This window comes from Brevundimonas sp. (assembly GCF_036659295.1).
In the GTDB taxonomy this organism is placed as follows: Bacteria; Pseudomonadota; Alphaproteobacteria; order Caulobacterales; family Caulobacteraceae; genus Brevundimonas.
This window is the reverse complement of the sequence record NZ_JAVXCU010000038.1, coordinates 1-24,363: the sequence shown is the minus strand read 5'-3', so window position 1 is coordinate 24,363 and position 24,363 is coordinate 1. Positions and strand designations below refer to the sequence as shown.

The window sequence follows — 24,363 nt, the reverse complement described above, 5'->3', positions numbered from 1 at the left end:
GTCGCCAAGAGCATTGCGGGCACCCTGATCGGTGCGGCGGTGCAGCGCGGCGAGGTCAAGGTTTCGGACAGGGCGGATATCGCCAACTGGCAGGTTGCCGGTGATCCTCGCGCCGCCATCACGATCGAGAGCCTGATGCGGATGTCGTCGGGCCTGACCAGCGACACGGCGGGCAACCGCACCGATGCGCTTTATTTCGGCGGGACGACGGCGGACGAACAGGCTGCGGGCTGGCCGCTGCTGCATCCGGTCGGCTCGACCTATCGCTATGCCAATAACGATACCCTGCTGGCCGTCATGGCCATTGCCAAGGGGTTCGAGGCCCATCCTCCGGCCGCCTTTTTTGACCGACTGGGCATGACGCGCACCTATGCCGAAACAGACTGGCGCGGAAACTACATCCTGTCGTCACAGGTCTGGACGACGGCGCGCGATCTGTCGCGTCTGGGCCAGCTTTATCTGAATGACGGGGTTTGGGAGGGGGAGCGTATCCTGCCGCAGGGTTGGGGCCGGTTTGTCTCGATACCTTCGGGACCACAGCCGCCGACGGGCAATTTCGGCTATGGCGCGACCTTCTGGGTGTTTAACCGCTCCGAAGGTGTTCCCGCCGACACCTATGCCGCCAACGGCAATCGCGGCCAGTATATTGTCATTATACCCAGCCGACAGATCGTGATTGTGCGGCGCGGAGAGGACCCGGCGGGCAAATCTTTCGACATTGCGGCCTTCAGTCGCGATGTGCTGGCGATGCTGGATTAAACGAGGACTTGAGTGGCAGGAACTCGGCGCTATAAGAAACGTCGAAATCCTGACTCATTTTACCGGAAGTCCCATGGCTGAACAGCACGCAGAAACCGCCCACGATTACGTCCACGGTCAGATGGAAGTCTCGGCGCAGGCATCGATGTTCAATCTGTTTGTCAGCATGACCAAATGGTGCTCGCTGGCTATGGCGGCTCTGCTGGTATTGCTGGTGCTGTGGTTTGCTGTCGGTGCCGGTTTCATCACCGGTTTCATTTCGGCAGCTGTGGTTACGGCGATCGGTATTTTTGTTCTGCGCGGTAAAAAGAGCGAAGAACACTGAGTTTGAAGGCAAGTTTTGTCTTTTGGAAAAGCCCGCCGGTTCAGGCGGGCTTTTTTATTGCGCGATAGGTGCCTTAGCGACTTGATTGGTCGGCACTATCAACTAACACTGATCTTCGAGGGGAAATCAGGAGCAGTATCTTGGCTATCGCCATTGCCGTCACCCGCGAGCGCCGCGAGGGGGAAACCCGTTGTGCCGCAACGCCGGAAACTGTGAAAAAGCTTGTGGCACTGGGGGCCAGTGTGACGGTCGAATCGGGGACCGGCGCAGGCTCGTCGATTTCGGATGCCAACTATGTGGATGCGGGGGCCAAGGTCACCGCCGATCTGGCGGCGGTTCTGGCCGGTGCCGATATCCTGCTCAAGGTGCGCGGGCCGACGGCGTCGGAAACCAGCGCGCTGAAATCGGGCGCGGTGGTGGTCGGGATGCTGGACGCCTATCGCGACAAGGCGACGGTTGAGGCCTTGAAGGGGCAGGGGGCCAGTGCCTTTGCCATGGAATTCGTGCCGCGCATTACCCGTGCACAGGTGATGGACGTGTTGTCGTCACAGGCCAACCTCGCCGGATATCGCGCGGTGATCGAGGCTGCCCACACCTATGGGCGCGGTTTTCCGATGATGATGACCGCCGCGGGCACGGTGGCCCCGACCAAGGTGTTTGTCATGGGTGCGGGCGTGGCCGGACTTCAGGCCATTGCCACGGCGCGGCGACTGGGCGCGGTGGTCACGGCAACCGATGTGCGGCCCGCGGCCAAGGAACAGGTCGAGAGTCTCGGAGCCAAGTTCGTGGCCGTCGAGGACGAAGAGTTCAAAGCTGCCGAAACCGCTGGCGGCTATGCCAAACAGATGTCGCCAGAATATCAGGCCAAACAGGCTGAACTGACGGCCAGCCATATCGTCAAACAGGATGTGGTCATCACCACGGCCCTGATCCCCGGACGGCCCGCGCCGAAACTGGTGACAGCGGCCCATGTCGCCTCGATGAAGGCCGGTTCGGTGATTGTCGATCTGGCGGTCGAGGCGGGCGGCAATGTCGACGGCTCAAAACCGGACCAGATCGCCATCACGGCCAATGGCGTAAAGATTGTCGGCTGGAACAATATGGCGGGGCGCATCGCCGCCGATGCCAGTTCGCTTTATGCTCGCAACCTTGTGGCCTTTGTCGGCCTGATGGTGAAGGACGGGGCATTGGCCATTGATCTTGAAGATGAAATCCTGAAAGCCGCCATTGTCACCCATCAGGGACAGGTGGTTCACGAAGGGCTTGGAGGCTGAACATGGAATACGTCGATCCTACCGTCTTTCGTCTAGCCATCTTCGTATTGGCCATTTTCGTGGGCTATTATGTGGTGTGGAGCGTCACGCCCGCCCTGCATACGCCGCTGATGGCGGTGACCAATGCCATTTCCTCGGTGATTATCGTCGGTGGCCTGATGGCGGCGGCGGCCTTTAGCGGGCAGGGTGATGGCGCACAGGCTTGGATTGCCAAGGGGGCCGGTATTGCGGCGGTGACTTTGGCCAGTGTGAATATTTTCGGCGGCTTCATGGTCACGCGCAGAATGCTGGCCATGTACCGCAAAAAGGATAAGCGTTGAGTATGGGTATGAGTATTTCGCCAGCGTTGATCACCACCATTATAGCGGTGGCGATTGGTCTGGTCATTGTGTTGGTGGCCTTCAGTTCACGTCTGCCCAAGAAGGTACGCCGTGCGGTGGAGATGTTTGTGTCGATCGGCTACCCAGCGGCTGTTGGTGCTTTACTCGTCGGTATGGGTTTGGAGCGTTACCAGAGCGGTGAAACCGATGCGGCTGCCGGCTTTGGCGTGGGCGCGTTTCTGATGTTGTTGCTGGCAGCGCGTGCTTTTATGCGCCGGAGCAAGGCATGACGATCACACCTTCTGACGCCTCGATCTATCTGGCGTGGGGACTGATCGCCTACGGGTTCGGCCTATGGATGTGGAGCTGGACCAAGGCGCAGTCGCCGCTGGTGCGCATGCGTTATCAGGACTGTGGCGTGGTGATCGTGTTCTCGGCCAATCTGGCCCTTTATGCCCTTCGCGGGCGCGAACTGGGTTTTCTGGATTGGCTTCTGGTGATCCTCGGACCACTGTTCATAAGCTCTGCCTTATGGCGTCTGATCCGGACCCAGAGCTTTATCAAATCCTGACTGTGACTGAGTGACTGTAATGAAGACTGTTGTTTCGATCATGACTGCCGGCCTGACATTGATGGCCGCTTCTGTAGCGACGGCCCAGCCCAAGGAAGTGGCGGGCAATCTGGACGGTGGCCTGCCGTGGGCAGTGGCTGCGCAGGACGGTGCTGCATGGCGTCTGGAATGCCGTTTCCGTCCGGTGGCGATCCGTGGCGTGTACCAGAACCGCATGACCCGCGAGGGCAAGGGCGCATCGACGGGCCGTCTGCCTGCGGACAACGGTAGTTGCACCCTGACCCGTTTGTCGGGCGAGGGAAATATTGGCGTGGCGCTGGTCAAGGACGGCACGCCCACGGCGGCCGGTTCCATCGGAACAACACCGGCGATCATCAACGTCTTCTGATCCGGGGATCAAAGGGGAGGGGTAATGAAGGCTTCTATCGCAGCACTGGCCTATTTGGTGGCGGGGGTGCTGTTCATCCTCTCCCTTCGTGGCCTCTCCAGCCCCGAAACCAGCCGCCGTGGCAATATGCTGGGCATGGCAGGTATGGCGCTGGCCATCGGCGTGACCCTGGCCCTGCTGGCTTCAACAGGTGCGCTTGATCCGCTGACTCTGGCCCTGATTGCGGGCGGCGTGCTGGTCGGTGGCGGTACGGGGGCGGTGATTGCCAACCGCGTCCCGATGACGGCCATGCCACAACTGGTGGCGGCGTTTCACTCTCTGGTCGGTATGGCGGCCTGTCTGGTGGCCGTCGGGGCGGTCTATGCCCCCGACGCCTTTGGCATTGCGACCGTCAGCGGCGGCATCAAGACCCTGTCTCTGGTCGAGCTAAGCCTCGGCGTGGCCATCGGGGCCATTACCTTTACCGGCTCGGTCATCGCCTTTGCCAAGCTGAACGGCAATATGAGCGGTGCGCCCATCCTGTTGCCTGCACGGCACCTGATCAATATCGGCTTGTTGGCGGGGCTGGTCTTCCTGATCGGTATTCTGATCGGCACGGGCGGGACGGCGATCTGGGCCTTCTGGATGATCTTCGCCATTGCTCTGGTACTGGGCGCGACCCTGATTATTCCCATCGGCGGCGCGGATATGCCGGTGGTGGTGTCGATGCTGAACTCCTATTCGGGGTGGGCCGCGGCGGCGCTGGGCTTCACGCTTGAAAACATTGCCCTGATTATTACCGGCGCTCTGGTCGGTTCGTCCGGTGCGATCCTCAGCTACATCATGTGCAAGGGCATGAACCGCAGCTTCATCAGCGTGATCCTCGGCGGGTTTGGTGCCGATGCGGCAGCGGGCGGCGGCGAAGGCCGCGTAGAGACACGCCCCGTCAAGCAAGGCTCTGCCGAGGATGCGGCCTTCATCATGAAGAACGCCTCCAAGGTCATCATCGTGCCGGGCTATGGCATGGCGGTGGCTCAGGCCCAGCACGCGCTTCGCGAAATGGCCGACAAGCTGAAGGAAGAAGGCGTCGAGGTGAAATACGCCATCCACCCCGTCGCGGGCCGGATGCCGGGCCACATGAACGTGCTGCTGGCCGAGGCCAATGTGCCGTATGACGAGGTGTTTGAACTTGAGGACATCAACTCCGAGTTTGCCTCTGCCGATGTGGCCTTTGTCATCGGGGCCAATGACGTCACCAACCCTGCAGCCAAGACCGATCCGCAAAGCCCGATCTTTGGTATGCCCATTCTGGATGTCGAAAAGGCGGGCACGGTGCTGTTCGTCAAGCGCGGCATGGCGGCGGGCTATGCCGGGGTTGAGAACGAGCTGTTCTTCCGTGACAACACCATGATGTTGTTCGCCGACGCCAAGAAGATGGTCGAGGGCATCGTCAAGGGACTATAGATTTTTGCCGAACCAATGCCTGTCAAAGGCGTTGGTAGGCGTTGTCATAAGTAGGCTTTGGAGGGGCTATGACCGTTCGCGCAATGATGAAGACCGTGGCTGTGGCAGGTGGCATCCTGGCACTGGCGGCCTGTGGTTCGAAAGAGGATGCCGCCAAACCTGCCGATGCGGCTGTGACCGTGGCCGAGGCGGATGCCACGGAAGCTGCCGCCGATGCGGCTGCGGTACTTCCGGCTCCGGCTCCCGCTGGCGGTGTGCTGATGGATGCCATGATGGGCGTTCAGGTGGCCTATCTGGAATCCAAACTGGGTCCGGCGCGTAATGTGTCCGGCGACGAGCGGACCTATGAAATTGGTGGTTGCCGCGTCAGGGTCCACACCGACGACAACGAGGTTACAGGCTATATCGTGCCGATGACCCAGCCCTGTTCCGCACAGGCTATGGCGGCGCTGAAAGCGTTTGATCTGCCCCAGAAACTGAACCTGACCATGGGCGAGTTTGCGATCAGCCGCGACAACACAAGGTTCAAGGCCGATTGCCTGACCCTGTGCGGTAATGCGGCCGATCCGTGGGTCTATCTGGAAAGCGAAGGTTTGCGCTCCATGCCGGGTATTCGTGCCGGTGCCGTACTGGTGGGCGATGCCACGATTGATGCGTCTTTCCGCATTCGCGATGCCATCAAGGCCAAGATGGGCGAGGACTATGTGGTTGATACCGGCTTCAACTGCACGACCGAGTTCAATGCTCTGGCGCTGCGTGAACTGAAGGATGTCCGCATCGACGAGATCGAGGTGGGTTATACGCCGCTGGGACGTTGCTGATCCTGGCTGGCGAACTGTGAACAGGCTTGTGATCTTGCGCGCCGGTACCCTTGTGGTGCCGGCGTTTGCTTTACTGGCCGCGTGTTCGGCTATGATCGGGGTGCATATTGGCGGTTCGCTGGAACAGCCTGTGGCTCGTTTCGGCAATGATGTCGCCAAGCCGGAAAAAGCCTGCGTGGATGCTCTGACCGTTCAGGAAATGACGCACACGCGAATGGCGCCCGTCTGGTCGGTTCAGGCTGCGGGTGGCAAATGCCGTCGGCTGGAAGGTCGTTTACGGACAGGCACCGGCAGGGTTTGAAACCGCAGTGGCGGCATCGCCACTTCGTGCGGGTGTCCGCTATTATGTCAGTGCTTCGGGCCGGACAGGCGGGCCGCTGACGCGTGTCCCGTGGATGGGCGGCGGCGACTATATTTTCGAGGATGGTGCATGGCGTCCGGTCGATCCGCGCCCGCATATCCCCTGAAGGCATAGGCTGCCTTGGCAGGGGTGGACGGATCACCTTATAGGCTGGTTATGCACCCTGCGCAGCTACGATCATGAGCGACAGCGAAGACGACTTCACCGCCGAAGAAGTGGCGATGAATCTGGGTCTGTCACCACACCCCGAGGGCGGATATTTCCGCCTGTTTCCGGGGCAGGAAGCAGATGCCGAACGTGTGGCGACTTATCGGCTGTTGATCGCGGGCAACGATCCGCAATGGGTTCCGATGGATCAGGAAGAGATGTGGACCTGCTATATGGGCGGGCCACTGGTACTGGAAATCGCTACGGGCGGTCCGGTGCATAGCGAAAACTCCGTTGCAGGCGATGGCCACTGGATGAGCGCGCCTGCGGGGGCGTGGGTGCGACTGGTGCCGCAAGGCGCATGGGCGCTGGCGGGGCGTATCGCCAAGCCCGATCCGCAATTTCACTAAATCAGGCTGCCTTCGGGGTTTCGGCGCGGAACTCGTCCCACAGGGCGTCTTCGTCGGAATAGCGGCCCAGCGGGGCACAGATCACATCGACGACCTGTTCTTCCTGACGGTCCCAGATAACGGCCAGATCGGTTTCCGTTTCGCACGGCACGATCAGATAACGCTCGGCAAAGGTTTTGCGCTCGAACGGGCGCAGGGTCGGTGCAACCGCATACGGGCTTTGCGCGACAGTGTTGGCATGGGCGGCGGCGGTGCGGGCGAACGAGAAGGCCATTTGTGAAACTCCTGCTTTTGAGGCGCTCGCCTCTTGCTGACAGGTTGTTTATGAAACAGTATTGCGACTAAATCGGACGTACATCTGTGGAGAAGTTTCATGCGGCATGACAAGGCGGCCATGGTCATTGATCTGGCGCGGGGCATGGCGGCCAGTGCCGAGGGCCTGACCATCAATGAAATGGCATCCCAGATGGGTGTCGGGCGCCGCACGGCCGAGCGTATGCGTGATGCGGTGTTGATGCTGTTCCCGCAGGCCGAGGAAATCAGCGACCCGCCGTCCAAACGCTGGCGCATCCGTGGCGGTCTGTCTTCGTTCGAACAGGCCCCGACGGCCACCGAAATGCTGGAGCTATCCAAGGCCGCTGCCAGTCTTCATGCCACGGGTGATCCCTCGCGGGCGGCGGCGCTGCAAGGGCTGGAGCGCAAGATCAAGGCGGCGATGCGATCCACCACGCTGAACCGGATGGCCCCTGATCTGGAAGCCTTGGTGCGGGCCGAAACCATTGCCGTTCAGGCGGGGCCGAGGCCGGGTGCGGACGAGACGGTGCTGGCCACTATTCGCGGGGCCGTTCTGGCCGAAGCGCCGCTGCATTTCATCTATTCGCGCCCCGGAGCCGAGGCCCGTACGCGCAGCGTCACCCCCTGTGGTCTGATGTTTGGGCGCGCCAACTATCTGGTGGCCTATGTGCCGGAGGCCGAACGTATCCAGACCTTCCGGCTGGACCGGATGAGCAGCGTCGGCACCGGCGACGGCATGGCGCGTCCGCCTGCAGAGTTCGACCTTGGCGCTTTTGCCAGCCAGTCCTTCGGCATCTATCAGGACCAGATCGAGGATGTGGTCCTGAGGATAGCCCCCGACGCCGCAGACGAGGCGCGGAGCTGGCGCTGGCACCCGACACAGGCGCTGGAAGATCAGGACGATGGCTCGGTTCTGGTGCGCTTTCGTGCGTCCGGTATGCGCGAACTGGCATGGCACCTGTTCAGCTGGAGCGGGCAGGCCCAGATCATCCAGCCCGAGCGCCTGAAAGAGGTCATGGCCGAGGAGCTGGAAAAGGCCCGCGCCACCATTGCCGGATAACGCTGTGACGGAACCGTGGCTGTATCTTGCCGATTTGTAAGCTGACAGGCGGGGTTTGCTGTCTAGGCTTGGCGCGTAAACGGGAGATTTCAGCTTTGCGTATTGGTTTGCCTTTGGTGGCGGGGCTGGCCTTGATGGCCGTGGCGGTATCGGGCTGTGCATCTGGCGGGGTTTTGGCGCAACAAGCGCCTCAGTCACCGCGTGCCGAGGTCGAACGACAGGGCGAAACCCTGCTGGTCCGTTATGAAATGGATCGCGACGCACCGGTATGGGCGTTCTGGGATTCTGCCCTGATCAGCGAGGTGCGCCAGCCGTGGCGACCGACCCAGTGGACGGTCATGACGCCCAATGTGGTGCTGGATCGGGCTGGGCATTACGACATTCTGCGCACGAAAGACGGCAGTCCTGTGCCACGCACGGTGGAGTTTCGGGTGCGCCCCAAGGGGGTAAATCTCGAAGCCGAGTATCCGACCCTGACCTTTACCAATGGGGCTGTGGCCCTGCCGACGCACCAGATGTCGGTATTCCCGATGAACAGTGTGGCAGACGTGACAGCCCTGCCTTCGGATCTGAACGGCGTCGAGATGGCGGTGGGGCCGACGCAGGTTTCGTGGCGCGATCAGGCGGGCCCTGTATTGTTTGCCGGCGAGCGGCGTCCATACCTGATTACCCAGAACGAGCGGTCTTATGTGCTGATGGGGGATGCCGATGTGACCCGCAGCGAGGGTCTGACGGCGGTGCTTGATCCGGCCTTGCCGCAATGGATGTCCGACACCCTGGCCGAGGCGGCACCCGTTACTGGCCAATGGTATCGCCAGCGTCTGGGGCAGGCGGCGGCAGGGGCGGAAAAGCCTGTTCTGATGGCCGCTTGGAACGGCCCGACCGACCGGATGACCAGCATGGGCGGCAGTGTGATGCCCGGACTGATTGTGATGAATTTCGAAGGGCAGGGGATTATCCAGCCGACCAATGCGGTGCGTGAACGCGCCCTGTGGTTCATTGCCCATGAAGCCGCGCATTTCTGGCTAGGTCAGACGGTGCGTTATGAATATGCGCGCGATGCCTGGATCACTGAAGGCGGTGCCGATCTGATGGCGGTGCGGGCGTTAAAGGCGCGCGATCCGTCTTATGACGACAAGGCCGAGCTTCAGACCGAGATCGACGACTGCGTGAAATATGCAGGCAAGCCGGTGGCCGAGGCGGGCGCGCGCGGCGAGCATCGCGCCTATTATGCGTGTGGAGCGGTATTCGCAATGGCGGCCGAGGGCGGGCAACACTCAAAGACAGGCGGCGATTTTCTGGACTTTATTCGACCGCTGATTGACGCCAATCGCGAGGATGGCGTGCTGACGGCTTCGGAATGGCTGATCCACTATGCGGCGCAGGGCGGGCGTATGCAGGTGGCCAGTCTGATGCTGGATATGATCGCCAAGGGTTCGGATGATCCGGCGGCGGCTGTGATGGGTATCTTGTCGGACTGGGATGTCAGCTATCGGGACGGCCGTGTCATTCTGAATAGCGCGCAGCCCAAAACGCAGCCTCAGTCGGGTGCAAACGGATAGGGACTGACCGACTTGGCCCAGTCATCGACGGCCAGAGGGCGGTCGATGGGGGCGGCGGCCCGCTCTGCACACGGGTGGCGATGGCACAGGCGGCAGGCGGGGCCGATGGGCGTGACCTCGGGATGGGTCAGGTCCAGCCCCTGTGCATGGATCAGGCGATGGGCGTGTTGCAACTCGCAGCCCATACCGATGGCGAGGTCCTGACGATCTGCGAAACCGTCATGGCCCTGACGATCCACCGTGCGGGCAAAGGTGAACCAGCGGCTGGCGGGCTTGCCGTCCTGTTCGGGCGTTTCGATGATCTGGGTGATGATCCGGCCCGGTGTGCGGAACGCAGAGTGCAGCCGCCAGCGCGGGCAGGCTCCGCCAAAGCGCGAGAACGGAAACGCGCCGGTGGCATAGCGTTTGGAGATATTGCCCGCCTGATCCACCCGCATCAGGAAGAAGGGCACCCCGCGAGCCGAAGGGCGCGACAGTGTGGTCAGGCGGTGGGCAGCCTGTTCATAGGAGACGCCGAACTTGGCCTGTAGCCTGCCGATATCATAACGGCTTTCCTCGGCCAGACGCTGGAAGGCGGCATAGGGCATCAGGATTGCGGCAGCCAAGGTATTGGTCAGGGCGACTTTCAAAAGATTGCGTGTCGGGGCATCCGGCGCATGGGCGACCTCGGCCATGGCGTTCAACTCGGTACCATGCTCGGACAGGGCCAACTGATAGGCGATGGCAAAGGCCCTCGATGATGGTCCCAGCGTCTCGCTGAGCAGCAGGCGGCGCATATGCAGGTCAAAACGGCGCGTCCACTGCACCATAACCTCGGCGGGCAGGGTGCGAACCGTCAGCCCGTGACGGGCGGCCAGACGTTGACGTGCAGCAGGCTCGAACCCGTCGGCATGCGGCGCGCGATCGTTCTGCAGGGCGGCAAACAGGGTTTCGCCCAGTGTGTCCAGTTCCGGAAAGTGGTTGCCGCGTGATTGCAGATATTCGCGCACCCAGTCGGCGGGCGCGCCATCATCCAGCCCTTCGCCCTGTTCGCTGGCGGCGCGCATACGGGCGCGCTGGTCGTCAAAGGTTTGATACAGCCGCAACAGGGCTTCGGCTACGGCGGGGGCTTCCTCGATAACCTGCATCAGTTCGTGACGCGGGGCGCTAAAGCCCTTGAAGACGGGGTCGGCCAGTATTTCGGACAGGCGGGCGGCATCGACGACCCCTGACTGGTTCAGGGTGCGAAGATCGACATCATAGGTTTCGGCCAGTTTCAGCAGCAACTGCGCCGAGACGGGGCGCTGGTTGCGCTCGATATGGTTCAGATAGGACGGCGACACGCCAAGGTCCTCGGCCATGGCCGTCTGGGTCAGGCCCAGATCGCGGCGTACCCGTTTGAGGCGGGCCCCGAGGAATAGTTTGCGGTCGGTATTATCCTGCATATCAGGGATTGGTCACAATGTGACTGAATGCGTCAAGTCATATCATGACTAAATGACTTTAATCTGTGGGGTGGTGGTGTGTCATTTGTGACTTGGGTGTGTTTTCTGAAGCGGACGGCGGCTGCGGTCGCACCTCAAGAAAATCGCTCCAAGCAAATCGAGAAACGCCATGACCACTTTTGCCGATCTGGTTCCTTCGCCTTCAGGCCGTTTCGACGGTATCGAGCGCCCCTACACCCCGCAGGACGTCCTGCGGCTGCGCGGCTCGGTGCCGATCACCCACACCCTGGCCGAGCGCGGCGCCAATCGTCTGTGGCAGCTGCTGCACGACGAGCCCTTCATCAACGCCCTGGGCGCTGTGACCGGGAACCAGGCCATGCAGATGGTTCGTGCGGGTCTGAAGGCCATCTATCTGTCGGGTTGGCAGGTTGCCGCCGATGCCAATACCGCCGGTGCCATGTATCCGGACCAGTCGCTGTATCCGGCCAACGCCGCGCCGGAACTGTGCCGCCGCATCAACCGTACCCTGCAACGCGCCGACCAGATCGAGCATGCCGAGGGCGGTGCTAAGCGTGACTGGTTCGCCCCGATCGTCGCCGATGCCGAGGCCGGTTTCGGCGGTCCGCTGAACAGCTTTGAAATCATGAAGGCCTTCATCGAGGCAGGCGCTGCGGGCGTCCACTTCGAGGATCAACTGGCATCCGAGAAGAAGTGCGGCCACCTCGGAGGCAAGGTTCTGATCCCGACACAGGCGCATGAGCGCAACCTGATCGCGGCCCGTCTTGCTGCCGATGTTTGCGGCACCCCGACCCTGACCGTGGCCCGCACCGATGCGGAATCGGCGCAACTGATTACGTCGGATATCGACGAGCGCGATCACCCGTTCATCGACCGCGAAAACCGTACGCCGGAAGGCTTCTTCCGTCTGAAGGAAGGCACCGGACTTGAGCATTGCATCGCGCGCGGCCTGTCCTATGCCAAATATGCGGACCTGCTGTGGTGGGAAACCTCGCACCCCGATCTGGATGATGCCAAACGCTTTGCCGAGGCCGTGCAGAAAGAGCATCCGGGCAAGCTGATGGCCTATAACTGCTCGCCGTCGTTCAACTGGGAAGCCAAGCTGGACAAGGAAACCATTGCCAAGTTCCAACGCGAGCTGGGTGCAATGGGCTACAAGTTCCAGTTCGTGACGCTGGCCGGTTTCCACAGCCTGAACAACGGTATGTTCGAGCTGGCGTCGGGTTATCGCGACCGTGGCATGGCGGCCTATTCGGAGCTGCAACAGCGCGAGTTCTCCAACGAGGCTATCGGTTACACCGCGACCCGCCACCAGCGCGAAGTCGGCACCGGCTATTTCGACGATGTCGCCACCGTCATCTCGCAGGGCCGCTCCTCGACCACGGCTCTGAAAGACTCCACCGAAACGGCCCAGTTCAGCGCCGCCTGATCCCCCGCGTCTACTTATGGAAAGGAGGGTCCCGTCATGGAACCCCTGTCACGACCGCAAGCCATCATCGACTACTGTCTGGCCCCGCTGGGCCTCGACGGAGCAGGCGAGGGCGAGAAGGAAGCCCGTCGCCGACTGGAGCATGTGATCAAGACCTTCCAGTCCAAGGTGAACCGCCCGTTGAGCGTGGACTTCTCGTCCATGCCCAGTCAGGTGATCAACGAGGCCGCCCACGGTTACGAATAGGCTGTTGGTGTTCGGACCAATGCAAAACCGCCCGAAGATGATCTTCGGGCGGTTTTTAGCGTGCTGTCAGCTGATAGGTCAGGTCCAGCAACTGGTTGACGTTGAACGGTTTGGACAGATGGGCGTCGGCACCCGCTTCCAGTGATGCAGAAACATGCTCGGGCATGGCATTGGCCGTCAGCATAATAATGGGCGTGTGCGGTCGGTCGGATCGGGTCTCAAACGCGCGGATCATACGGGTGGCGCTGAGCCCGTCCATGACCGGCATCTGCATGTCCATCAGCACCAGGTCGAAGGCGCGCGATGCACAGGCTTCCAGCGCCATTTGCCCGTTCTCGACCTCGGTCAGCTGGATATTGTCCTTGTCGAGTATCAACTGGATGACACGGCGGTTGGTGGCATTGTCATCGGCCAGTAGAACTTGCAGACATTCCGGGGAAACCGTCACTTCCGGCGTCTGTATGACGGGCGTAGGGGCTTCATTGACAGATTGTGGGTTTGTGGCGGCAGGGTTGGAGACCGTGATCGGCTCCATAGGCAGGGACAGGCTAAAGCTGGACCCTTGATCCGGCTGGCTGGTGGCCTCGATGGTGCCGCCCATTTTATGAGCCAGTTCGGTGCTGATGGCCAAACCGAGACCCGAACCACCATAGCGGCGGGTGATCTCGTCATCGGCCTGCTGGAACCGGCCAAACAGGTGGCGCAACTTGGCGGGATCAAAGCCGATGCCGGTGTCGTCCACACGGAAGACGACATTCTGGCCCTGACGGGTCACAAAGATCGAAATATGGCCCGCGGCGGTGAATTTGACGGCATTGGCCAGCAGATTGTTGAGGATCTGGCCGGTGCGGTTGGCATCACCCATGACCCAGCCCTGCGCGCTGGATGTGACATGGCAGGAAAACTGTACGCCCTTATCGCTGGCGGCATTGGCATAGAGTTTCTGGATATCCTCGACCAGACGCCCCAGATCGAAGGGCTCCATATTGATATTGATCTGTCCGGCCTCGATACGGGCCATGTCGAGGATGTCGCTGAGCAGGGACTGCAGATTGTCGCTGGAAGAGCGGATAATGCCGACCATCTCGGATTGTTTTGCGCTCAGGGTCGACTGTGACAGAGCTTCGGTCAGGGCAATGATGCCGTTCAGGGGGCGTGCGGATTTCGTGGCTCATATTGGCCAGAAAACGGCTCTTGGCCTGATTGGCGCTGCGGGCCTGTTCGAGGGCGGCTGCCAGTTCGGCTTCATGCTGTTTCTGTTCGGTGAAATCCGAAGCAATCGTCACAAGGCCACGATGGGCGATGCGGCGGTTTTGCAGTCGCACCCAACGCGTTTGGTCATGCGACTGCACCAGCCAGTCACCGGGGCCGCGCTCTTTCAGCTTTTGCTCCAGCCAACCGGAATCGTCGGTAGCATCCGGAGCGAACAGGCTGGACTTCATCCCTGAACTCAGAGCTTCTGAATAGGTCATGCCGACCTTTAGGTGCGGGCGGTTGTTCTGGCCCAGACTTTGGAAGCGGTTATTCCACATCAGCAGTCTGTCGCGGTCGTCATAGAGGGCCAGACCGATAGGCAGGGCTTCGATGGCACTGCTGAGGTCGACGACAAAGCGCTTCTGGGATTGCCAGAGGGCCGCCACAAACAGCACCGTGCAAAACAACAGCGCGCAACCCGCTGCGAGCGCCCACACGATGAGCCAATCCGTAGTCGCCCATGAGGTTTTTGCGGGACTTAGCATCAGGGCCAGCCCGTAAAGTGTACATGCGGTCAGCGCACCGCACAGAGCCGACACGGTTAGAATCTCCTGCCGAATAGTCCTGCGCGGCCGAAGCGTGGATGCCAGTATGAACATGACGGGCAGGGCAAGGAGAATGACCGGTCCTGTCACCCCGTTCCGGATGTTTAGAACGACCCCCAGCGACAGCCAGCCCGTCGCGAGGGTGGCCATATTACCCAGTGCAAAAACGGCCACGATAGCGAGGGTATAGGTAAACGGATTGGCCGCACCGGAACGGGCAATATGCAGCCGCAGAACGACCGAGACTGTGGTCAGGGCCAGAATCTGGGACACAAGCGAAAGCTCGGGGTTCAGGCCGTCGAAAAGACTTTGGGGGACGGCCAGATAGCTGGCCCACCACATTGCGTGGGCGACAAAGAATACGGTGGCAATGGCCCATATTCGTCTGTGGGTATTGGAGCGCGTTTTGATGACGCGCATCGCCATCATGGCCAGCGTCAGTATCAGCCCGATATAGAACCCGATGGCCAAAACCGGCCATTGCGGTGCGGGAAGCTGAAGGACCGCTATACGCTCCATAGTTCACGCCCTCTATTTAGAATCCAATGTTATTCGAATCTGGGCTGATGCAAAGAGCATTATTACCAAAGTTGTGAAAAGCCTGATTTCTGTGTTCGTCGCAGGCTTGTTGCAGCCGGATGCTAATCCGTGGGAAATGAATCGCACCCGATGTTTCAGGGTGTCGCACTAGGTCTGATACGGATTGGTATGAGCTACGAACCCCAGCAGTCACCTGTGGCCCCTGTGGCGACGTCGCGTCTTTGGACAGCGGGCGCCAGCGGCGGCTTGTCGGTCATCATCATGCTGGTTCTGGCCGTGATGCAGCCTGCTGTGGCGGGCTGGATGGTGATGGGCGCGGTGGCGGTGGCCTTTACGACCTGGTTCGTGAACCGCAGGCCGGTATCGGGGGCGGTCTATGCGCCGCTGGTGGCCGAGAGTCCGGTCGAGACCAATGGCGATACGGGTCTGATGACCGACGTCTTCGAAGCCAGCTTTGACCCCATGATGATTATATCGGGTGGCGAGGCGGACGATATTGCCGGACGGCGCATCCTGTTGGCCAATGCCGCAGCACGCGAACTGTTTCCGGTCAGTTCTGCCGGAGGTTTGCTGGTGGCGGTGATCCGCGAACCGACGGTGCTGGAGGCCATTGATGATGCCCTGTTTACGGGCGAGGCCTCGCGCGTGGACTATATTTCGGGCGGTGCGAACGAGCGCCACTGGCGTGCACAGGTCCATCCTTTGCCTGAACGCGACGGGCCACTGTACGACGGGCAGGGGCGCCCCGAGGCACTGGTGCTGCTGACGCTCAAGGACGAGACGGACCTGCGTCGTATCGAGCGGATGCGCGTGGATTTTCTGGCCAATGCCAGCCACGAGCTGCGTACGCCACTGGCTTCGCTGTCGGGCTTTATCGAGACCCTGAAAGGTCACGCCAAGGATGACCCCAAGGCGCGGGACCGGTTCCTCGATATTATGGCCACCCAAGCCGACCGGATGAGCCGACTGGTGGCCGACCTGCTGTCGCTGTCGCGTATCGAACTGAACGAGCATATCGCCCCCGATGGTCGTGTGGACCTGTCGCGCGCGACTTCCGATGTGCTGGATGCGGTCAGTGTCCTGTCCAACGAGCGGCAGGTGACGATAGACGCCGATCTGGGGATTGGCGGGGCCGATGTGACCGGCGAGCGCGACGAGATTGTGCAGGTGGTGCAGAACCTCGTGGACAATGCGCTGAAATATTCCTCGGCGGGTGGCAAGATCGAAGTCACGATCGAGCGTGGCCGCACACTGGACGAGACATTCCAGACGCGCATGGCCGACAGCACGCGCCTGTCACTGGTGACGCCGGATCGCGAACAGGGGGCCCGCTATGTCGTCGTGACGGTGCGCGACCATGGTCCCGGCATGGCGCGAGAATACCTGCCGCGTCTGACCGAGCGATTCTATCGCATCGAGGGCCAAAAGAGTGGCGAGCGGCAGGGGACAGGGCTGGGACTGGCCATAGTGCGACATATTGTAATACGTCACAGGGGCGCACTTTCTGTGGAAAGTGCTCTGGGAACAGGTGCGCTATTTGCCGCAGCCTTCCCTCTGGCACCTGATCGCAAGAGTGTTGCAACTCAGCCGACAGAAGAAATCTTTTAAATATTAAAAGCTTAACGAAGCGGTTCAGGTGTTTGCAAAGCCGACACAATGGCGGCCGGGCGCTGTAACAGAACTGTCATGCATCCGTCTTATTCCGCTCGCCTTTCAAGGGCATTTTCGGCCCGAATTCAAAGCTCGCCCAATGGTGGGCCGTAAGATTGCGTCTCGGACCTGAATGACCTGGATTTTCCTGATTTTCATGGCTGTGTTTGCGGTGCTGTCCTATCTGGGCGGCAGGCGACTGGCCGTGCGGCGCAGCCAAGGCGTCAAACCGCACTCGCGCCCCGGCCAGCATGGTCTGTATGCTGTGATCGGTGTGCTGGCCCCTGCGCTGGCCATCCTGATTCTGGCCTCGGTGTTTTCGGCACCGATCGAACGCCAGTTGATGGCAGCGGGCAGCCCCGAAGCCGTCGAGCAGCTTGAACCCTTCCGCCGTCAGGCCTTCATGGCCGATGCGCGACGTGTGGGGCAGGGCGGCGAGGCGCTGCAAATCTGGGCGGCTCCCTATGCCGAACTGCTGCCGACCGAGGGCCGTCGCGTCCAGAATATCCATTCGCTGTTGCAATGGGGTGGTCTGGTCGCATCGGTGATCGCAGCCATTCTGGGCGGCCTATTTGTCTTCCTGCGTATCCGTCCCGATCTTCGGGCGCGTAATGCGGTCGAGGCCTGGGTGGTGGGCATTCTGTTTGCCTGCGCCACCGTGGCCGTGCTGACGACCGTCGGCATCATCTTCTCGCTGGTTTATGACAGCTTGCGCTTCTTTGGCATGGTGTCGCCGCTGGAGTTCCTGTTCGGCACCCAGTGGAGCCCGCAGATCGCCATCCGTGCCGATCAGGTCGGATCGTCGGGTGCCTTCGGGGCCGTGCCGCTGTTTGCCGGTACCTTCCTGATCATGCTGATCGCCATGGCGGTTGCGGCACCTGTCGGTTTGTTCTCGGCCATCTACCTGTCGGAATATGCCAGCAAGACGACCCGCGCTGTGGTCAAGCCGCTGCTCGAGGTTCTGGCCGGTGTGCCGACCGTGGTTTACGGCTTCTTTGCTGCCCTGACCGTTGGTCCGGCTCTGCGCGTATTCTTCAATACGATCGGTAGCTGGCTGGTCGGTGGACCGCTGGACGGTCTTGGCCAGTATCTGATGCTGGTCCAGAACCAGATGGCTCTGGTGGCCGGTTGCGTTATGGGCATCATGCTGATCCCGTTCGTGTCGTCCCTGTCGGACGACATCATGAACGCAGTGCCGCAATCCCTGCGTGACGGCTCCTACGCCATGGGGGCCACCAAGTCCGAAACCGTCAAAAAGGTTCTGCTGCCCGCCGCTCTGCCGGGTATTGCGGGCGCTCTGCTGCTGGCCGTTTCGCGCGCTATCGGCGAGACGATGATCGTGACCATGGCCGCAGGTCTTGCCGCCAAGCTGACGCTCAACCCGCTGGAAACCGTCACCACCGTCACCGTCCAAATCGTGACGCTGCTGACCGGTGACCAGGAGTTCAACAGCCCGAAAACGCTGGCAGCCTTCGGTCTGGGTCTGACGCTGTTTGTCGTCACCCTGATCCTGAACATTGTCGCTATGCGTATCGTGGCAGCCTATCGTGAACAATATGACTGACGCCGCCCCCAAATCCGGCGCAGTCAGCGCCCGCGCCGAGAAACTTCAGGCTCGCCTGAAGGGGCGCTATGCCCGCGAAGCCCGCTTCAAATGGTTCGGGCGTGGTGCGATTGCGATCGCATTGACCTTCCTTGCCATCCTGCTGACCAGCATTGTGATGCAGGGCTATACGGCCTTCTATACCCACAGCCTGACCCTGCCGGTCTATATGGATCCGGCCCGTATCGACCGCGCCTATCCGCAAGGCACCAATTTCGAACAGATGGTGGCCGAGCAGCAGCTGGTGCGTATGGGCGTGGCCGATGACGCGAACGGCAGCAAGGCTACGGCCATGCGGGCGCTTCTGTCGTCGGAGCTGAAATTCATCGCTGCCGACCGTATCCGTGCCCAGCCGGCGCTGATCGGCCAGACTATTCCGCTGACGACCCCGCTGTCGGACGATGCGGAAATGTATCTCAAGGGCAAGATTACCCGCGAGACGCCCGAAAACCTGCGCCGTGTCAGCGACCAGCAGATGCAGTGGCTGGACAGCCTGAAATCGCAAGGCGTGATCCGCGCCCACTTCAACTCGGCCCTGTTCACCAAGGGTGACTCCACCCAGCCGGAACTGGCGGGTTTGCTGGGGGCTGTGATCGGCTCGGCCCTGATGCTTACGGTAACGGCTCTGATCGCCATTCCGGTCGGTGTGTTTGCCGCCGTGTGGCTGGAAGAATATGCGCCGCGTAATCGTCTGACGGCGATCATCGAGGTCAATATCAACAACCTCGCCGCTGTTCCGTCGATTGTTTACGGCTTGCTGGGCGTGGCTCTGTTTATCAACTTCCTGCACCTGCCGCGCGCCAGTCCGCTGGTTGGCGGTCTGGTACTGGCCCTGATGGCGCTGCCGACCATCATCATCGCCACCCGATCTGCCCTGAAGGCGGTACCGCCTTCGATCCGCGATGCTGCACTGGCCATGGGTGCCAGCCGTACCCAGACCGTGTTCGGTCACGTCCTGCCGCTGGCCATGCCAGGGGTAATGACGGGTTCGATCATCTCTATGGCGCACGCGCTGGGTGAAACCGCCCCGCTGCTTCTGATCGGTATGATCAGCTTTGTGCCGGGTATTTCTGCGGCGATTGATGCGCCCGGTGGTGCCCTGCCGTCCCTTATCTATATCTGGGAGAATGCCTCGGAGCGTGCGTTCCACGAACGGACCGCAGCCGCCATCCTTGTCCTTCTCGCCTTCATGATCGTGATGAACGCCGCCGCAATCCTGTTGCGTCGCCGCTTCGAACGCCGGTGGTAATGTCTATGAACACCAAGCTTATCCGCACCCCCGTCGCCTATGCTCCGGAAGGTCAATCGACCGGCGCTGGCGCAGAACCGACCCGCTCGGTCGCCCCGACCGTGGGCGACAGCGCCCGCGCCGGTCTTGGCCCGATCAAGATTTCAGCCAAGGAAGTCTCGGTCTTTTACGGCGACAAGCAGGCGCTGCACGGCGTCAGCCTCGACATCCCCGATAAGGCGGTCACGGCTCTGATCGGCCCGTCGGGCTGTGGCAAGTCCACCTTCCTGCGTACGCTGAACCGCATGAACGATACTGTTCCGGGCGCTCGCGTTCAGGGCCGTATCGAGATGGACGGCGAGGACATCAACGACAAGAAGGTCGATCCGGTGCTGCTGCGCGCACAGGTCGGCATGGTGTTCCAAAAGCCGAACCCGTTCCCCAAGTCGATCTTCGAGAACGTGGCCTATGGTCCGAAGATCCACGGTCTGGCCTCCTCGAAGTCGGAAATGGAAGATATCGTACAGTCGGCACTGAAACGTGCCGGACTGTGGGACGAGGTCGCCGACCGTCTGCATGCTCCGGGTACCGGTCTGTCGGGTGGTCAGCAACAACGTCTGGTGATTGCCCGCGCCATTGCCGTCGAGCCTGAAGTCATCCTGATGGACGAGCCTTGCTCGGCTCTGGACCCGATTGCGACCGCCAAGATCGAAGAGCTGATCGACGAACTTCGCGAGCGTTATTGCATCGTGATCGTTACCCACTCGATGGCGCAGGCGGCCCGCGTGTCGCAACGCACGGCCTTCTTCCACATGGGCAACATCGTGGAAACGGGCGATACCGAAGACATCTTCACCAATCCGCGCGAGCGCCGCACGCTCGACTATATCACTGGCCGTTTCGGTTAAGAGCGACATGAACCAGCACACTGTCAAAGCCTATGGTGACGAGCTGAACCAGCTCACGGCAGAGGTCGTCCGCATGGGCGGCCTTGCCGAGGCGCAGGTCGCCGATGCCATTGAGTCCGTGGCCCGCCGCGATGTGGCGCTGGCCCGCGCGGTCATCGAGCGTGATATCAAACTGGACACGCTGCACTACGACATCGAGAAGAAAGCTATCCGCCTGATCGCCCTGCGTCAGCCGGTGGCGTCGGACCTGCGCCGTACACTGGGGGCCATCAAGCTGGCCTCGGATCTGGAACGCACAGGCGATCTGGCCAAGAACATTGCCAAGCGCGCGCTGATCCTCGCCGAAGGCGAGCCGATGCAACTGCTGACGCGCTCCATCGAGCGCATGGGCCGTCTGGTGTCGAACCGCCTGCGCGATGTTCTGGATGCCTATACGGCCTCCGAGGTCGAGCGCGCGATGAGCGTCTGGCAGACCGATGACGAGGTGGACGAGCACTACAATGCGCTCTTCCGCGAGTTGCTGACCTATATGATGGGTGACCCGCGCACCATCACGGCCTGCACGCACCTGCTGTTCATGGCCAAGAACCTCGAGCGCATTGGTGACCACGCGACCAATATCGCCGAGACGGTTCACTACGAGATTACCGGCGAAGACATGATGGGCGAGCGCCCGCGTGCTGTGCCGGCTCCCGGCGAGGACGCAGCGCCTACGCCGACCCTGACGAGCAATGAAGCTCCGTCGGCCGATTGACCTGACCTGACATTCCACGATTAGAGAGTCCGATATGCAGCCCTATATCCTGGTAATGGAAGACGAGGACGCGCTGTCGACGCTCCTCCAGTACAATCTGGAAAAGGAAGGTTACGAGGTCGCCGTCGCCGGTGATGGCGAGGAGGGCTGGCTGATGATCGAGGAACGCCAGCCGGACCTCGTCCTGCTGGACTGGATGCTGCCGCAACTGTCAGGCATCGAGGTGTGCCGTCGTATCCGCGCCAAGTCCGAAACCCGCAACCTGCCGGTTATCATGCTGACGGCACGCGGCGAAGAAGCCGACCGTGTGCGCGGCCTCGATACCGGCGCCGACGATTATATGACCAAGCCGTTCTCGATGACCGAGCTGACGGCGCGTATGCGGGCGGTTCTGCGCCGTCTGCGTCCGGGTCTGGCCGATGACCGCGTCAACCATGCCGACATCGTCATGGACCGCGTGGCCCACCGCGTTTCGCGCGCGGGCAAGGAAATCCATCTCGGCCCGACGGAATTCCGCCTTCTGGATCACTTCCTGAAGCATCCGGGCCGTGTGTTCAGCCGCGAACAGTTGCTGGATGCGGTCTGGGGCTCGGACGTCTATGTCGAGGCCCGCACCGTGGACGTCCACGTCGGCCGTCTGCGCAAGGCGCTGAACGTCGAGGGCACGGTCAACCCGATCCGCACCGTGCGTTCGGCCGGCTACTCGCTGGACCTGAACAGCTAGTCTGGACGAACGCCGGTTTGCCTCTGTAGGTTGTGGCAAGGCTTGAAGCTTTGTCACAACACGGCAGGGGCAATCCAATGCAGCGCATCGGTTCGTACTTGGGTTTGGCGGCTGTAATCGTGAGCCTGAGCGGTACACCCGCCATGGCACAGACGGTTAGACAGTTTCTGGCATCGGCGGAGCGTATTCCGCGCAATGCCTCGGCCTTGTTGCTGCCGTCCACGCGCAGACTGATGAACGAGTTGAAGACAGCCTTCTCGACGGTGCGCTCCGAGCAGGAGGCGCTTCAAGCGCGTGGCCAGCCGCGAACCATCTGCATGCCGCAAAAGGTTTCGCTCAACGCGCTGGAAATCGAAAGCCGTTTTCGCGCTATTCCCGAAGCCCGTCGCAATATCACGGTGACACAGGCCGTGCGCGAATGGATGGCCGAGAAACACCCCTGCTAGATATGGCAGGAGGCAAGAAAAAGGGCGCTGTGGCCAAGGCCGCAGCGCCCTTTTTCTATGTCTGACGAGCCCTAGTGGCGGGCTTCGGGAGCGGGAACCGTCACCTCTACCGGATCGATGTGATAGTCGGTCGAGCAGTATTCGCAGTTGGCGTGGATCAGGCCGTCATCCTCGACCATTTCGTTGCGGTCATCCTCGGAGAAGGATTGCAGCACCGTGACGATACGCTCGCGCGAGCAGCGGCACTGGGCCTTGAGGGCGGTCGGCCCTTCCAGACGCACGCCGTCCTCGTGGAACAGGCGATACAGCAGGGTTTCCGGCGTGATGGTCGGATCGACCAGTTCTTCGTCGGACAGGGTCGAGAACAGGGCGCGGGTGCGGTCCCAGATTTCCTCGGTCGAGCCACGGGCTTCGTCACCGGCGATGACCTGAATCAGCGCACCGCCTGCACGGTACTGGGTGCCGGTGTCGGTGGTGATCTGTCCAAGGGCCAGATTGACCTTGGTCGGGATCTGTTCGGACTGGATGAAGTAATGCTCGGCGCAGGACGACAGGCTGTCGCCTTCGATGGGGGTCATGCCCTGTGTGCGCTCGAAGTCGGGGCCACGGTCCAGCGTCATGATGAACAGGCCCTTGCCCAGCAGGTCTTGCGCGCCGGGGGCTTCTTTGCTGTCGCAAAGGGCTTTCAGTTCGCCTTCATCATAGCGGCAGAAACCGCGCATGGTGCCGTCGGTGCCATAGTCGGCCAGCACATAGCGCACAGGACCATCGCCCTGTGCCTGGATCAGCAGACGACCGTCGAACTTCAGGGCCGAACCGACCAGAGCCGCCAGCGCACAGGCTTCGCCCAGCAGGCGGGCGACGGGCAGTGGATAGTCGTGCGACGACAGGATGGTGTTGATGGCGTCGCCCATACGGACCAGACGGCCACGTACAGGCCAGCCTTCGATTTGGAAGGCCGCGGCCAGATCATCATGCAGGGCACTGATAGGAGCGGTTGCGTCGGTCAATTTGGGGCCTGAAATACTGAATAAACTAGAAGTCGCGCAATATAGTGAGGCAAGGCCGTATTTGTAAGGGGCGGGGCTTGTGACGAAAGCCTAGTATGGCAAACTTCATTGCGAAGTTTATGCGGTTTTCGGGAACTCTTGTGCCTGCAAACCGCTGATGTTTGTGAACCCTTATAGTTATCGGAGACGGCAGGCATGAGCGAAACGACGCACCTGATCGACGAAGTAATTGCGGAAGTCCGCAAGCATCCCGGCATTGTCGCCGGTGGCGTGGCTGTATTGGCGGCTGTGGGCTTTGCCTCCCTGTTCTTGCGCCAGCGCACGGGCCCGCGCCGCTATGAAGTGCTGATGGATCGTATCGATCCGCGCGGCTGGGTGGATACCGAGGCCCTGCGTGACCGTCTGGAACAGATGAGCGCACGGGTGCACGACGATGCCGGGGACCTGGGTCAACGCGCTTCGCAACGTGCGCAGGGTCTGAAGGCCCGCGCATCGGATCGCATGCACGACCTTTCGGACCGCGCGCAGGAACTGAGCCATAACCTAGGCGATCGCGCCCGCGATTTTGCCGATGGTGCACGCGAGCGTTTCGACGGCTGGCGTGATGGCCCGCGTCGTAGCCGCACTTCGCGCCGTTATGCCAAACGGGCCAGACGCGCAGCCGAAGATGCGCGTGACTATGCCACCGACTTTGCCAAGGACCACGCCAAGGAAGGTGCCGCTCTGCTGGCCGTGGGTCTGGTCGCCGCAGCTATCGGCGCAATCGCACTGGAACAGCGCAAAATCAGCGGCAAATAGATGCTAAAGGCGATGAATTGAAAAATTCATGCGTGAAGGGGGCTGTTTAGC

The 24,363-nt window shown here is 61.3% G+C and carries 29 protein-coding genes; 24 read left to right on the top strand and 5 right to left on the bottom strand.

What is annotated here, in order from left to right; all coding sequences use genetic code 11:
• From RSB01_RS08660 to RSB01_RS08605, 12 genes are all read left to right on the top strand, one after another.
• Positions 1 to 759: serine hydrolase (locus RSB01_RS08660; RefSeq protein WP_332625302.1), on the top strand; the 759-nt coding region annotated here is incomplete at its 5' end.
• A 73-nt stretch (positions 760 to 832) separates the two neighbouring features.
• Positions 833 to 1,084, top strand: a complete 252-nt coding sequence (locus tag RSB01_RS08655; RefSeq protein WP_332591070.1) for an aa3-type cytochrome c oxidase subunit IV — start codon at positions 833 to 835, stop codon at positions 1,082 to 1,084.
• Positions 1,085 to 1,224: 140 nt separating this feature from the next.
• A complete protein-coding gene (locus tag RSB01_RS08650) occupies positions 1,225 to 2,358 on the top strand; it encodes a Re/Si-specific NAD(P)(+) transhydrogenase subunit alpha (protein ID WP_332625301.1) in 1,134 nt (377 codons plus the stop codon).
• 2 nt (positions 2,359 to 2,360) lie between these two features.
• On the top strand, positions 2,361 to 2,678 hold the full coding sequence (locus tag RSB01_RS08645) for an NAD(P) transhydrogenase subunit alpha (protein WP_332592212.1): 318 nt from the start codon (positions 2,361 to 2,363) through the stop codon (positions 2,676 to 2,678).
• Between the two features lie 2 nt (positions 2,679 to 2,680).
• On the top strand, positions 2,681 to 2,968 hold the full coding sequence (locus RSB01_RS08640; protein ID WP_332592213.1) for a hypothetical protein: 288 nt from the start codon (positions 2,681 to 2,683) through the stop codon (positions 2,966 to 2,968).
• Positions 2,965 to 3,249 (top strand): hypothetical protein, encoded by a 285-nt coding sequence (locus RSB01_RS08635; RefSeq protein ID WP_332619666.1) that lies wholly within the window; start codon positions 2,965 to 2,967, stop codon positions 3,247 to 3,249. The genes RSB01_RS08640 and RSB01_RS08635 overlap by 4 nt, the downstream gene beginning before the upstream one ends.
• A gap of 19 nt (positions 3,250 to 3,268) precedes the next feature.
• Entirely contained in the window at positions 3,269 to 3,637 is a 369-nt protein-coding gene (locus RSB01_RS08630; RefSeq protein WP_332591706.1) for a hypothetical protein, read from the top strand.
• Positions 3,638 to 3,661: 24 nt separating this feature from the next.
• The gene (locus RSB01_RS08625) at positions 3,662 to 5,080 is read left to right on the top strand and encodes an NAD(P)(+) transhydrogenase (Re/Si-specific) subunit beta (protein ID WP_332591707.1); all 1,419 of its coding nucleotides are present in this window, start codon (positions 3,662 to 3,664) and stop codon (positions 5,078 to 5,080) included.
• A gap of 68 nt (positions 5,081 to 5,148) precedes the next feature.
• The gene (locus RSB01_RS08620; RefSeq protein WP_332591708.1) at positions 5,149 to 5,901 is read left to right on the top strand and encodes a hypothetical protein; all 753 of its coding nucleotides are present in this window, start codon (positions 5,149 to 5,151) and stop codon (positions 5,899 to 5,901) included.
• Positions 5,902 to 5,935: 34 nt separating this feature from the next.
• Positions 5,936 to 6,202 carry a hypothetical protein gene (locus tag RSB01_RS08615; RefSeq protein WP_332591709.1) on the top strand — a complete coding sequence of 89 codons (267 nt, stop codon included), beginning with the start codon at positions 5,936 to 5,938 and terminating at the stop codon, positions 6,200 to 6,202.
• A complete protein-coding gene (locus RSB01_RS08610) occupies positions 6,147 to 6,368 on the top strand; it encodes a hypothetical protein (RefSeq protein WP_332619664.1) in 222 nt (73 codons plus the stop codon). The genes RSB01_RS08615 and RSB01_RS08610 overlap by 56 nt, the downstream gene beginning before the upstream one ends.
• Before the next feature lie 73 nt (positions 6,369 to 6,441).
• Complete coding sequence (locus tag RSB01_RS08605) at positions 6,442 to 6,819, top strand: cupin domain-containing protein (RefSeq protein ID WP_332591711.1); 378 nt, start codon at positions 6,442 to 6,444, stop codon at positions 6,817 to 6,819.
• Between the two features lies 1 nt (position 6,820).
• Here the strand turns inward: RSB01_RS08605 and RSB01_RS08600 are convergent, their stop codons facing one another.
• Positions 6,821 to 7,093 (bottom strand): hypothetical protein, encoded by a 273-nt coding sequence (locus tag RSB01_RS08600; protein ID WP_332591712.1) that lies wholly within the window; start codon positions 7,091 to 7,093, stop codon positions 6,821 to 6,823.
• 99 nt (positions 7,094 to 7,192) lie between these two features.
• Between RSB01_RS08600 and RSB01_RS08595 the strand changes: the two genes are divergently transcribed.
• Both RSB01_RS08595 and RSB01_RS08590 read left to right on the top strand, forming a co-directional pair.
• A complete protein-coding gene (locus RSB01_RS08595; protein ID WP_332591713.1) occupies positions 7,193 to 8,173 on the top strand; it encodes a WYL domain-containing protein in 981 nt (326 codons plus the stop codon).
• A 95-nt stretch (positions 8,174 to 8,268) separates the two neighbouring features.
• Positions 8,269 to 9,735, top strand: a complete 1,467-nt coding sequence (locus RSB01_RS08590; protein WP_332619663.1) for a hypothetical protein — start codon at positions 8,269 to 8,271, stop codon at positions 9,733 to 9,735.
• On the opposite strand, the gene RSB01_RS08585 is transcribed toward RSB01_RS08590, so the two are convergent.
• Complete coding sequence (locus RSB01_RS08585) at positions 9,714 to 11,159, bottom strand: short-chain fatty acyl-CoA regulator family protein (RefSeq protein ID WP_332619662.1); 1,446 nt, start codon at positions 11,157 to 11,159, stop codon at positions 9,714 to 9,716. The two genes, RSB01_RS08590 and RSB01_RS08585, sit on opposite strands and share 22 nt — an antisense overlap.
• 169 nt (positions 11,160 to 11,328) lie before the next feature.
• On the opposite strand from RSB01_RS08585, the gene aceA reads away from it, so the two are divergent.
• Together aceA and RSB01_RS08575 are read left to right on the top strand one after the other, a co-directional pair.
• Positions 11,329 to 12,606, top strand: a complete 1,278-nt coding sequence (gene aceA, locus RSB01_RS08580) for an isocitrate lyase (protein ID WP_332625300.1) — start codon at positions 11,329 to 11,331, stop codon at positions 12,604 to 12,606.
• 36 nt (positions 12,607 to 12,642) lie between these two features.
• The gene (locus tag RSB01_RS08575; protein WP_332590803.1) at positions 12,643 to 12,852 is read left to right on the top strand and encodes a hypothetical protein; all 210 of its coding nucleotides are present in this window, start codon (positions 12,643 to 12,645) and stop codon (positions 12,850 to 12,852) included.
• Positions 12,853 to 12,907: 55 nt separating this feature from the next.
• Here the strand turns inward: RSB01_RS08575 and RSB01_RS08570 are convergent, their stop codons facing one another.
• Together RSB01_RS08570 and RSB01_RS08565 are read right to left on the bottom strand one after the other, a co-directional pair.
• The gene (locus tag RSB01_RS08570) at positions 12,908 to 13,873 is read right to left on the bottom strand and encodes an ATP-binding protein (protein ID WP_332619998.1); all 966 of its coding nucleotides are present in this window, start codon (positions 13,871 to 13,873) and stop codon (positions 12,908 to 12,910) included.
• Entirely contained in the window at positions 13,767 to 15,170 is a 1,404-nt protein-coding gene (locus tag RSB01_RS08565; RefSeq protein ID WP_332590801.1) for a PAS-domain containing protein, read from the bottom strand. The genes RSB01_RS08570 and RSB01_RS08565 overlap by 107 nt, the downstream gene beginning before the upstream one ends.
• 189 nt (positions 15,171 to 15,359) lie before the next feature.
• Here RSB01_RS08565 and RSB01_RS08560 point away from each other — a divergent pair, with 189 nt between their 5' ends.
• The 7 genes from RSB01_RS08560 (at position 15,360) to RSB01_RS08530 (ending at position 22,504) form a co-directional block, all read left to right on the top strand.
• Positions 15,360 to 16,799 carry an ATP-binding protein gene (locus tag RSB01_RS08560; RefSeq protein ID WP_332590800.1) on the top strand — a complete coding sequence of 480 codons (1,440 nt, stop codon included), beginning with the start codon at positions 15,360 to 15,362 and terminating at the stop codon, positions 16,797 to 16,799.
• Between the two features lie 175 nt (positions 16,800 to 16,974).
• Complete coding sequence (gene pstC, locus RSB01_RS08555) at positions 16,975 to 18,405, top strand: phosphate ABC transporter permease subunit PstC (RefSeq protein ID WP_332590799.1); 1,431 nt, start codon at positions 16,975 to 16,977, stop codon at positions 18,403 to 18,405.
• Complete coding sequence (gene pstA / locus RSB01_RS08550; protein WP_332590798.1) at positions 18,398 to 19,693, top strand: phosphate ABC transporter permease PstA; 1,296 nt, start codon at positions 18,398 to 18,400, stop codon at positions 19,691 to 19,693. The genes pstC and pstA overlap by 8 nt, the downstream gene beginning before the upstream one ends.
• Positions 19,694 to 19,698: 5 nt before the next feature.
• Positions 19,699 to 20,580, top strand: a complete 882-nt coding sequence (gene pstB, locus RSB01_RS08545; RefSeq protein WP_332590797.1) for a phosphate ABC transporter ATP-binding protein PstB — start codon at positions 19,699 to 19,701, stop codon at positions 20,578 to 20,580.
• A gap of 7 nt (positions 20,581 to 20,587) precedes the next feature.
• Positions 20,588 to 21,334 carry a phosphate signaling complex protein PhoU gene (gene phoU / locus RSB01_RS08540; RefSeq protein ID WP_332590796.1) on the top strand — a complete coding sequence of 249 codons (747 nt, stop codon included), beginning with the start codon at positions 20,588 to 20,590 and terminating at the stop codon, positions 21,332 to 21,334.
• A 34-nt stretch (positions 21,335 to 21,368) separates the two neighbouring features.
• Positions 21,369 to 22,058: a phosphate regulon transcriptional regulator PhoB gene (gene phoB, locus RSB01_RS08535; RefSeq protein WP_332625299.1), complete on the top strand. Its 690-nt coding sequence runs from the start codon at positions 21,369 to 21,371 to the stop codon at positions 22,056 to 22,058.
• A 77-nt stretch (positions 22,059 to 22,135) separates the two neighbouring features.
• Entirely contained in the window at positions 22,136 to 22,504 is a 369-nt protein-coding gene (locus RSB01_RS08530) for a hypothetical protein (protein ID WP_332591939.1), read from the top strand.
• Positions 22,505 to 22,575: 71 nt separating this feature from the next.
• On the opposite strand, the gene RSB01_RS08525 is transcribed toward RSB01_RS08530, so the two are convergent.
• Positions 22,576 to 23,514, bottom strand: a complete 939-nt coding sequence (locus RSB01_RS08525; protein WP_332591938.1) for an Hsp33 family molecular chaperone — start codon at positions 23,512 to 23,514, stop codon at positions 22,576 to 22,578.
• 195 nt (positions 23,515 to 23,709) lie between these two features.
• On the opposite strand from RSB01_RS08525, the gene RSB01_RS08520 reads away from it, so the two are divergent.
• Complete coding sequence (locus tag RSB01_RS08520) at positions 23,710 to 24,312, top strand: hypothetical protein (RefSeq protein ID WP_332591937.1); 603 nt, start codon at positions 23,710 to 23,712, stop codon at positions 24,310 to 24,312.
• Positions 24,313 to 24,363: the final 51 nt, after the last annotated feature.

Excerpts from the sequence above, each read along its gene's own strand:
- pstC (WP_332590799.1), top strand. The coding sequence starts at position 16,975 with ATGACCTGGATTTTCCTGATTTTCATGGCTGTGTTTGCGGTGCTGTCC.
- RSB01_RS08595 (WP_332591713.1), top strand. The coding sequence starts at position 7,193 with ATGCGGCATGACAAGGCGGCCATGGTCATTGATCTGGCGCGGGGCATG.
- aceA (WP_332625300.1), top strand. The coding sequence starts at position 11,329 with ATGACCACTTTTGCCGATCTGGTTCCTTCGCCTTCAGGCCGTTTCGAC.
- RSB01_RS08585 (WP_332619662.1), bottom strand. The coding sequence starts at position 11,159 with ATGCAGGATAATACCGACCGCAAACTATTCCTCGGGGCCCGCCTCAAA.
- RSB01_RS08635 (WP_332619666.1), top strand. The coding sequence starts at position 2,965 with ATGACGATCACACCTTCTGACGCCTCGATCTATCTGGCGTGGGGACTG.
- RSB01_RS08620 (WP_332591708.1), top strand. The coding sequence starts at position 5,149 with ATGACCGTTCGCGCAATGATGAAGACCGTGGCTGTGGCAGGTGGCATC.
- phoB (WP_332625299.1), top strand. The coding sequence starts at position 21,369 with ATGCAGCCCTATATCCTGGTAATGGAAGACGAGGACGCGCTGTCGACG.
- RSB01_RS08600 (WP_332591712.1), bottom strand. The coding sequence starts at position 7,093 with ATGGCCTTCTCGTTCGCCCGCACCGCCGCCGCCCATGCCAACACTGTC.
- pstB (WP_332590797.1), top strand. The coding sequence starts at position 19,699 with ATGAACACCAAGCTTATCCGCACCCCCGTCGCCTATGCTCCGGAAGGT.
- RSB01_RS08565 (WP_332590801.1), bottom strand. The coding sequence starts at position 15,170 with ATGGAGCGTATAGCGGTCCTTCAGCTTCCCGCACCGCAATGGCCGGTT.
- RSB01_RS08560 (WP_332590800.1), top strand. The coding sequence starts at position 15,360 with ATGAGCTACGAACCCCAGCAGTCACCTGTGGCCCCTGTGGCGACGTCG.
- pstA (WP_332590798.1), top strand. The coding sequence starts at position 18,398 with ATGACTGACGCCGCCCCCAAATCCGGCGCAGTCAGCGCCCGCGCCGAG.
- RSB01_RS08645 (WP_332592212.1), top strand. The coding sequence starts at position 2,361 with ATGGAATACGTCGATCCTACCGTCTTTCGTCTAGCCATCTTCGTATTG.
- RSB01_RS08570 (WP_332619998.1), bottom strand. The coding sequence starts at position 13,873 with ATGGCCCGTATCGAGGCCGGACAGATCAATATCAATATGGAGCCCTTC.
- RSB01_RS08530 (WP_332591939.1), top strand. The coding sequence starts at position 22,136 with ATGCAGCGCATCGGTTCGTACTTGGGTTTGGCGGCTGTAATCGTGAGC.
- RSB01_RS08630 (WP_332591706.1), top strand. The coding sequence starts at position 3,269 with ATGAAGACTGTTGTTTCGATCATGACTGCCGGCCTGACATTGATGGCC.
- RSB01_RS08625 (WP_332591707.1), top strand. The coding sequence starts at position 3,662 with ATGAAGGCTTCTATCGCAGCACTGGCCTATTTGGTGGCGGGGGTGCTG.
- phoU (WP_332590796.1), top strand. The coding sequence starts at position 20,588 with ATGAACCAGCACACTGTCAAAGCCTATGGTGACGAGCTGAACCAGCTC.
- RSB01_RS08605 (WP_332591711.1), top strand. The coding sequence starts at position 6,442 with ATGAGCGACAGCGAAGACGACTTCACCGCCGAAGAAGTGGCGATGAAT.
- RSB01_RS08575 (WP_332590803.1), top strand. The coding sequence starts at position 12,643 with ATGGAACCCCTGTCACGACCGCAAGCCATCATCGACTACTGTCTGGCC.
- RSB01_RS08655 (WP_332591070.1), top strand. The coding sequence starts at position 833 with ATGGCTGAACAGCACGCAGAAACCGCCCACGATTACGTCCACGGTCAG.
- RSB01_RS08640 (WP_332592213.1), top strand. The coding sequence starts at position 2,681 with ATGGGTATGAGTATTTCGCCAGCGTTGATCACCACCATTATAGCGGTG.
- RSB01_RS08520 (WP_332591937.1), top strand. The coding sequence starts at position 23,710 with ATGAGCGAAACGACGCACCTGATCGACGAAGTAATTGCGGAAGTCCGC.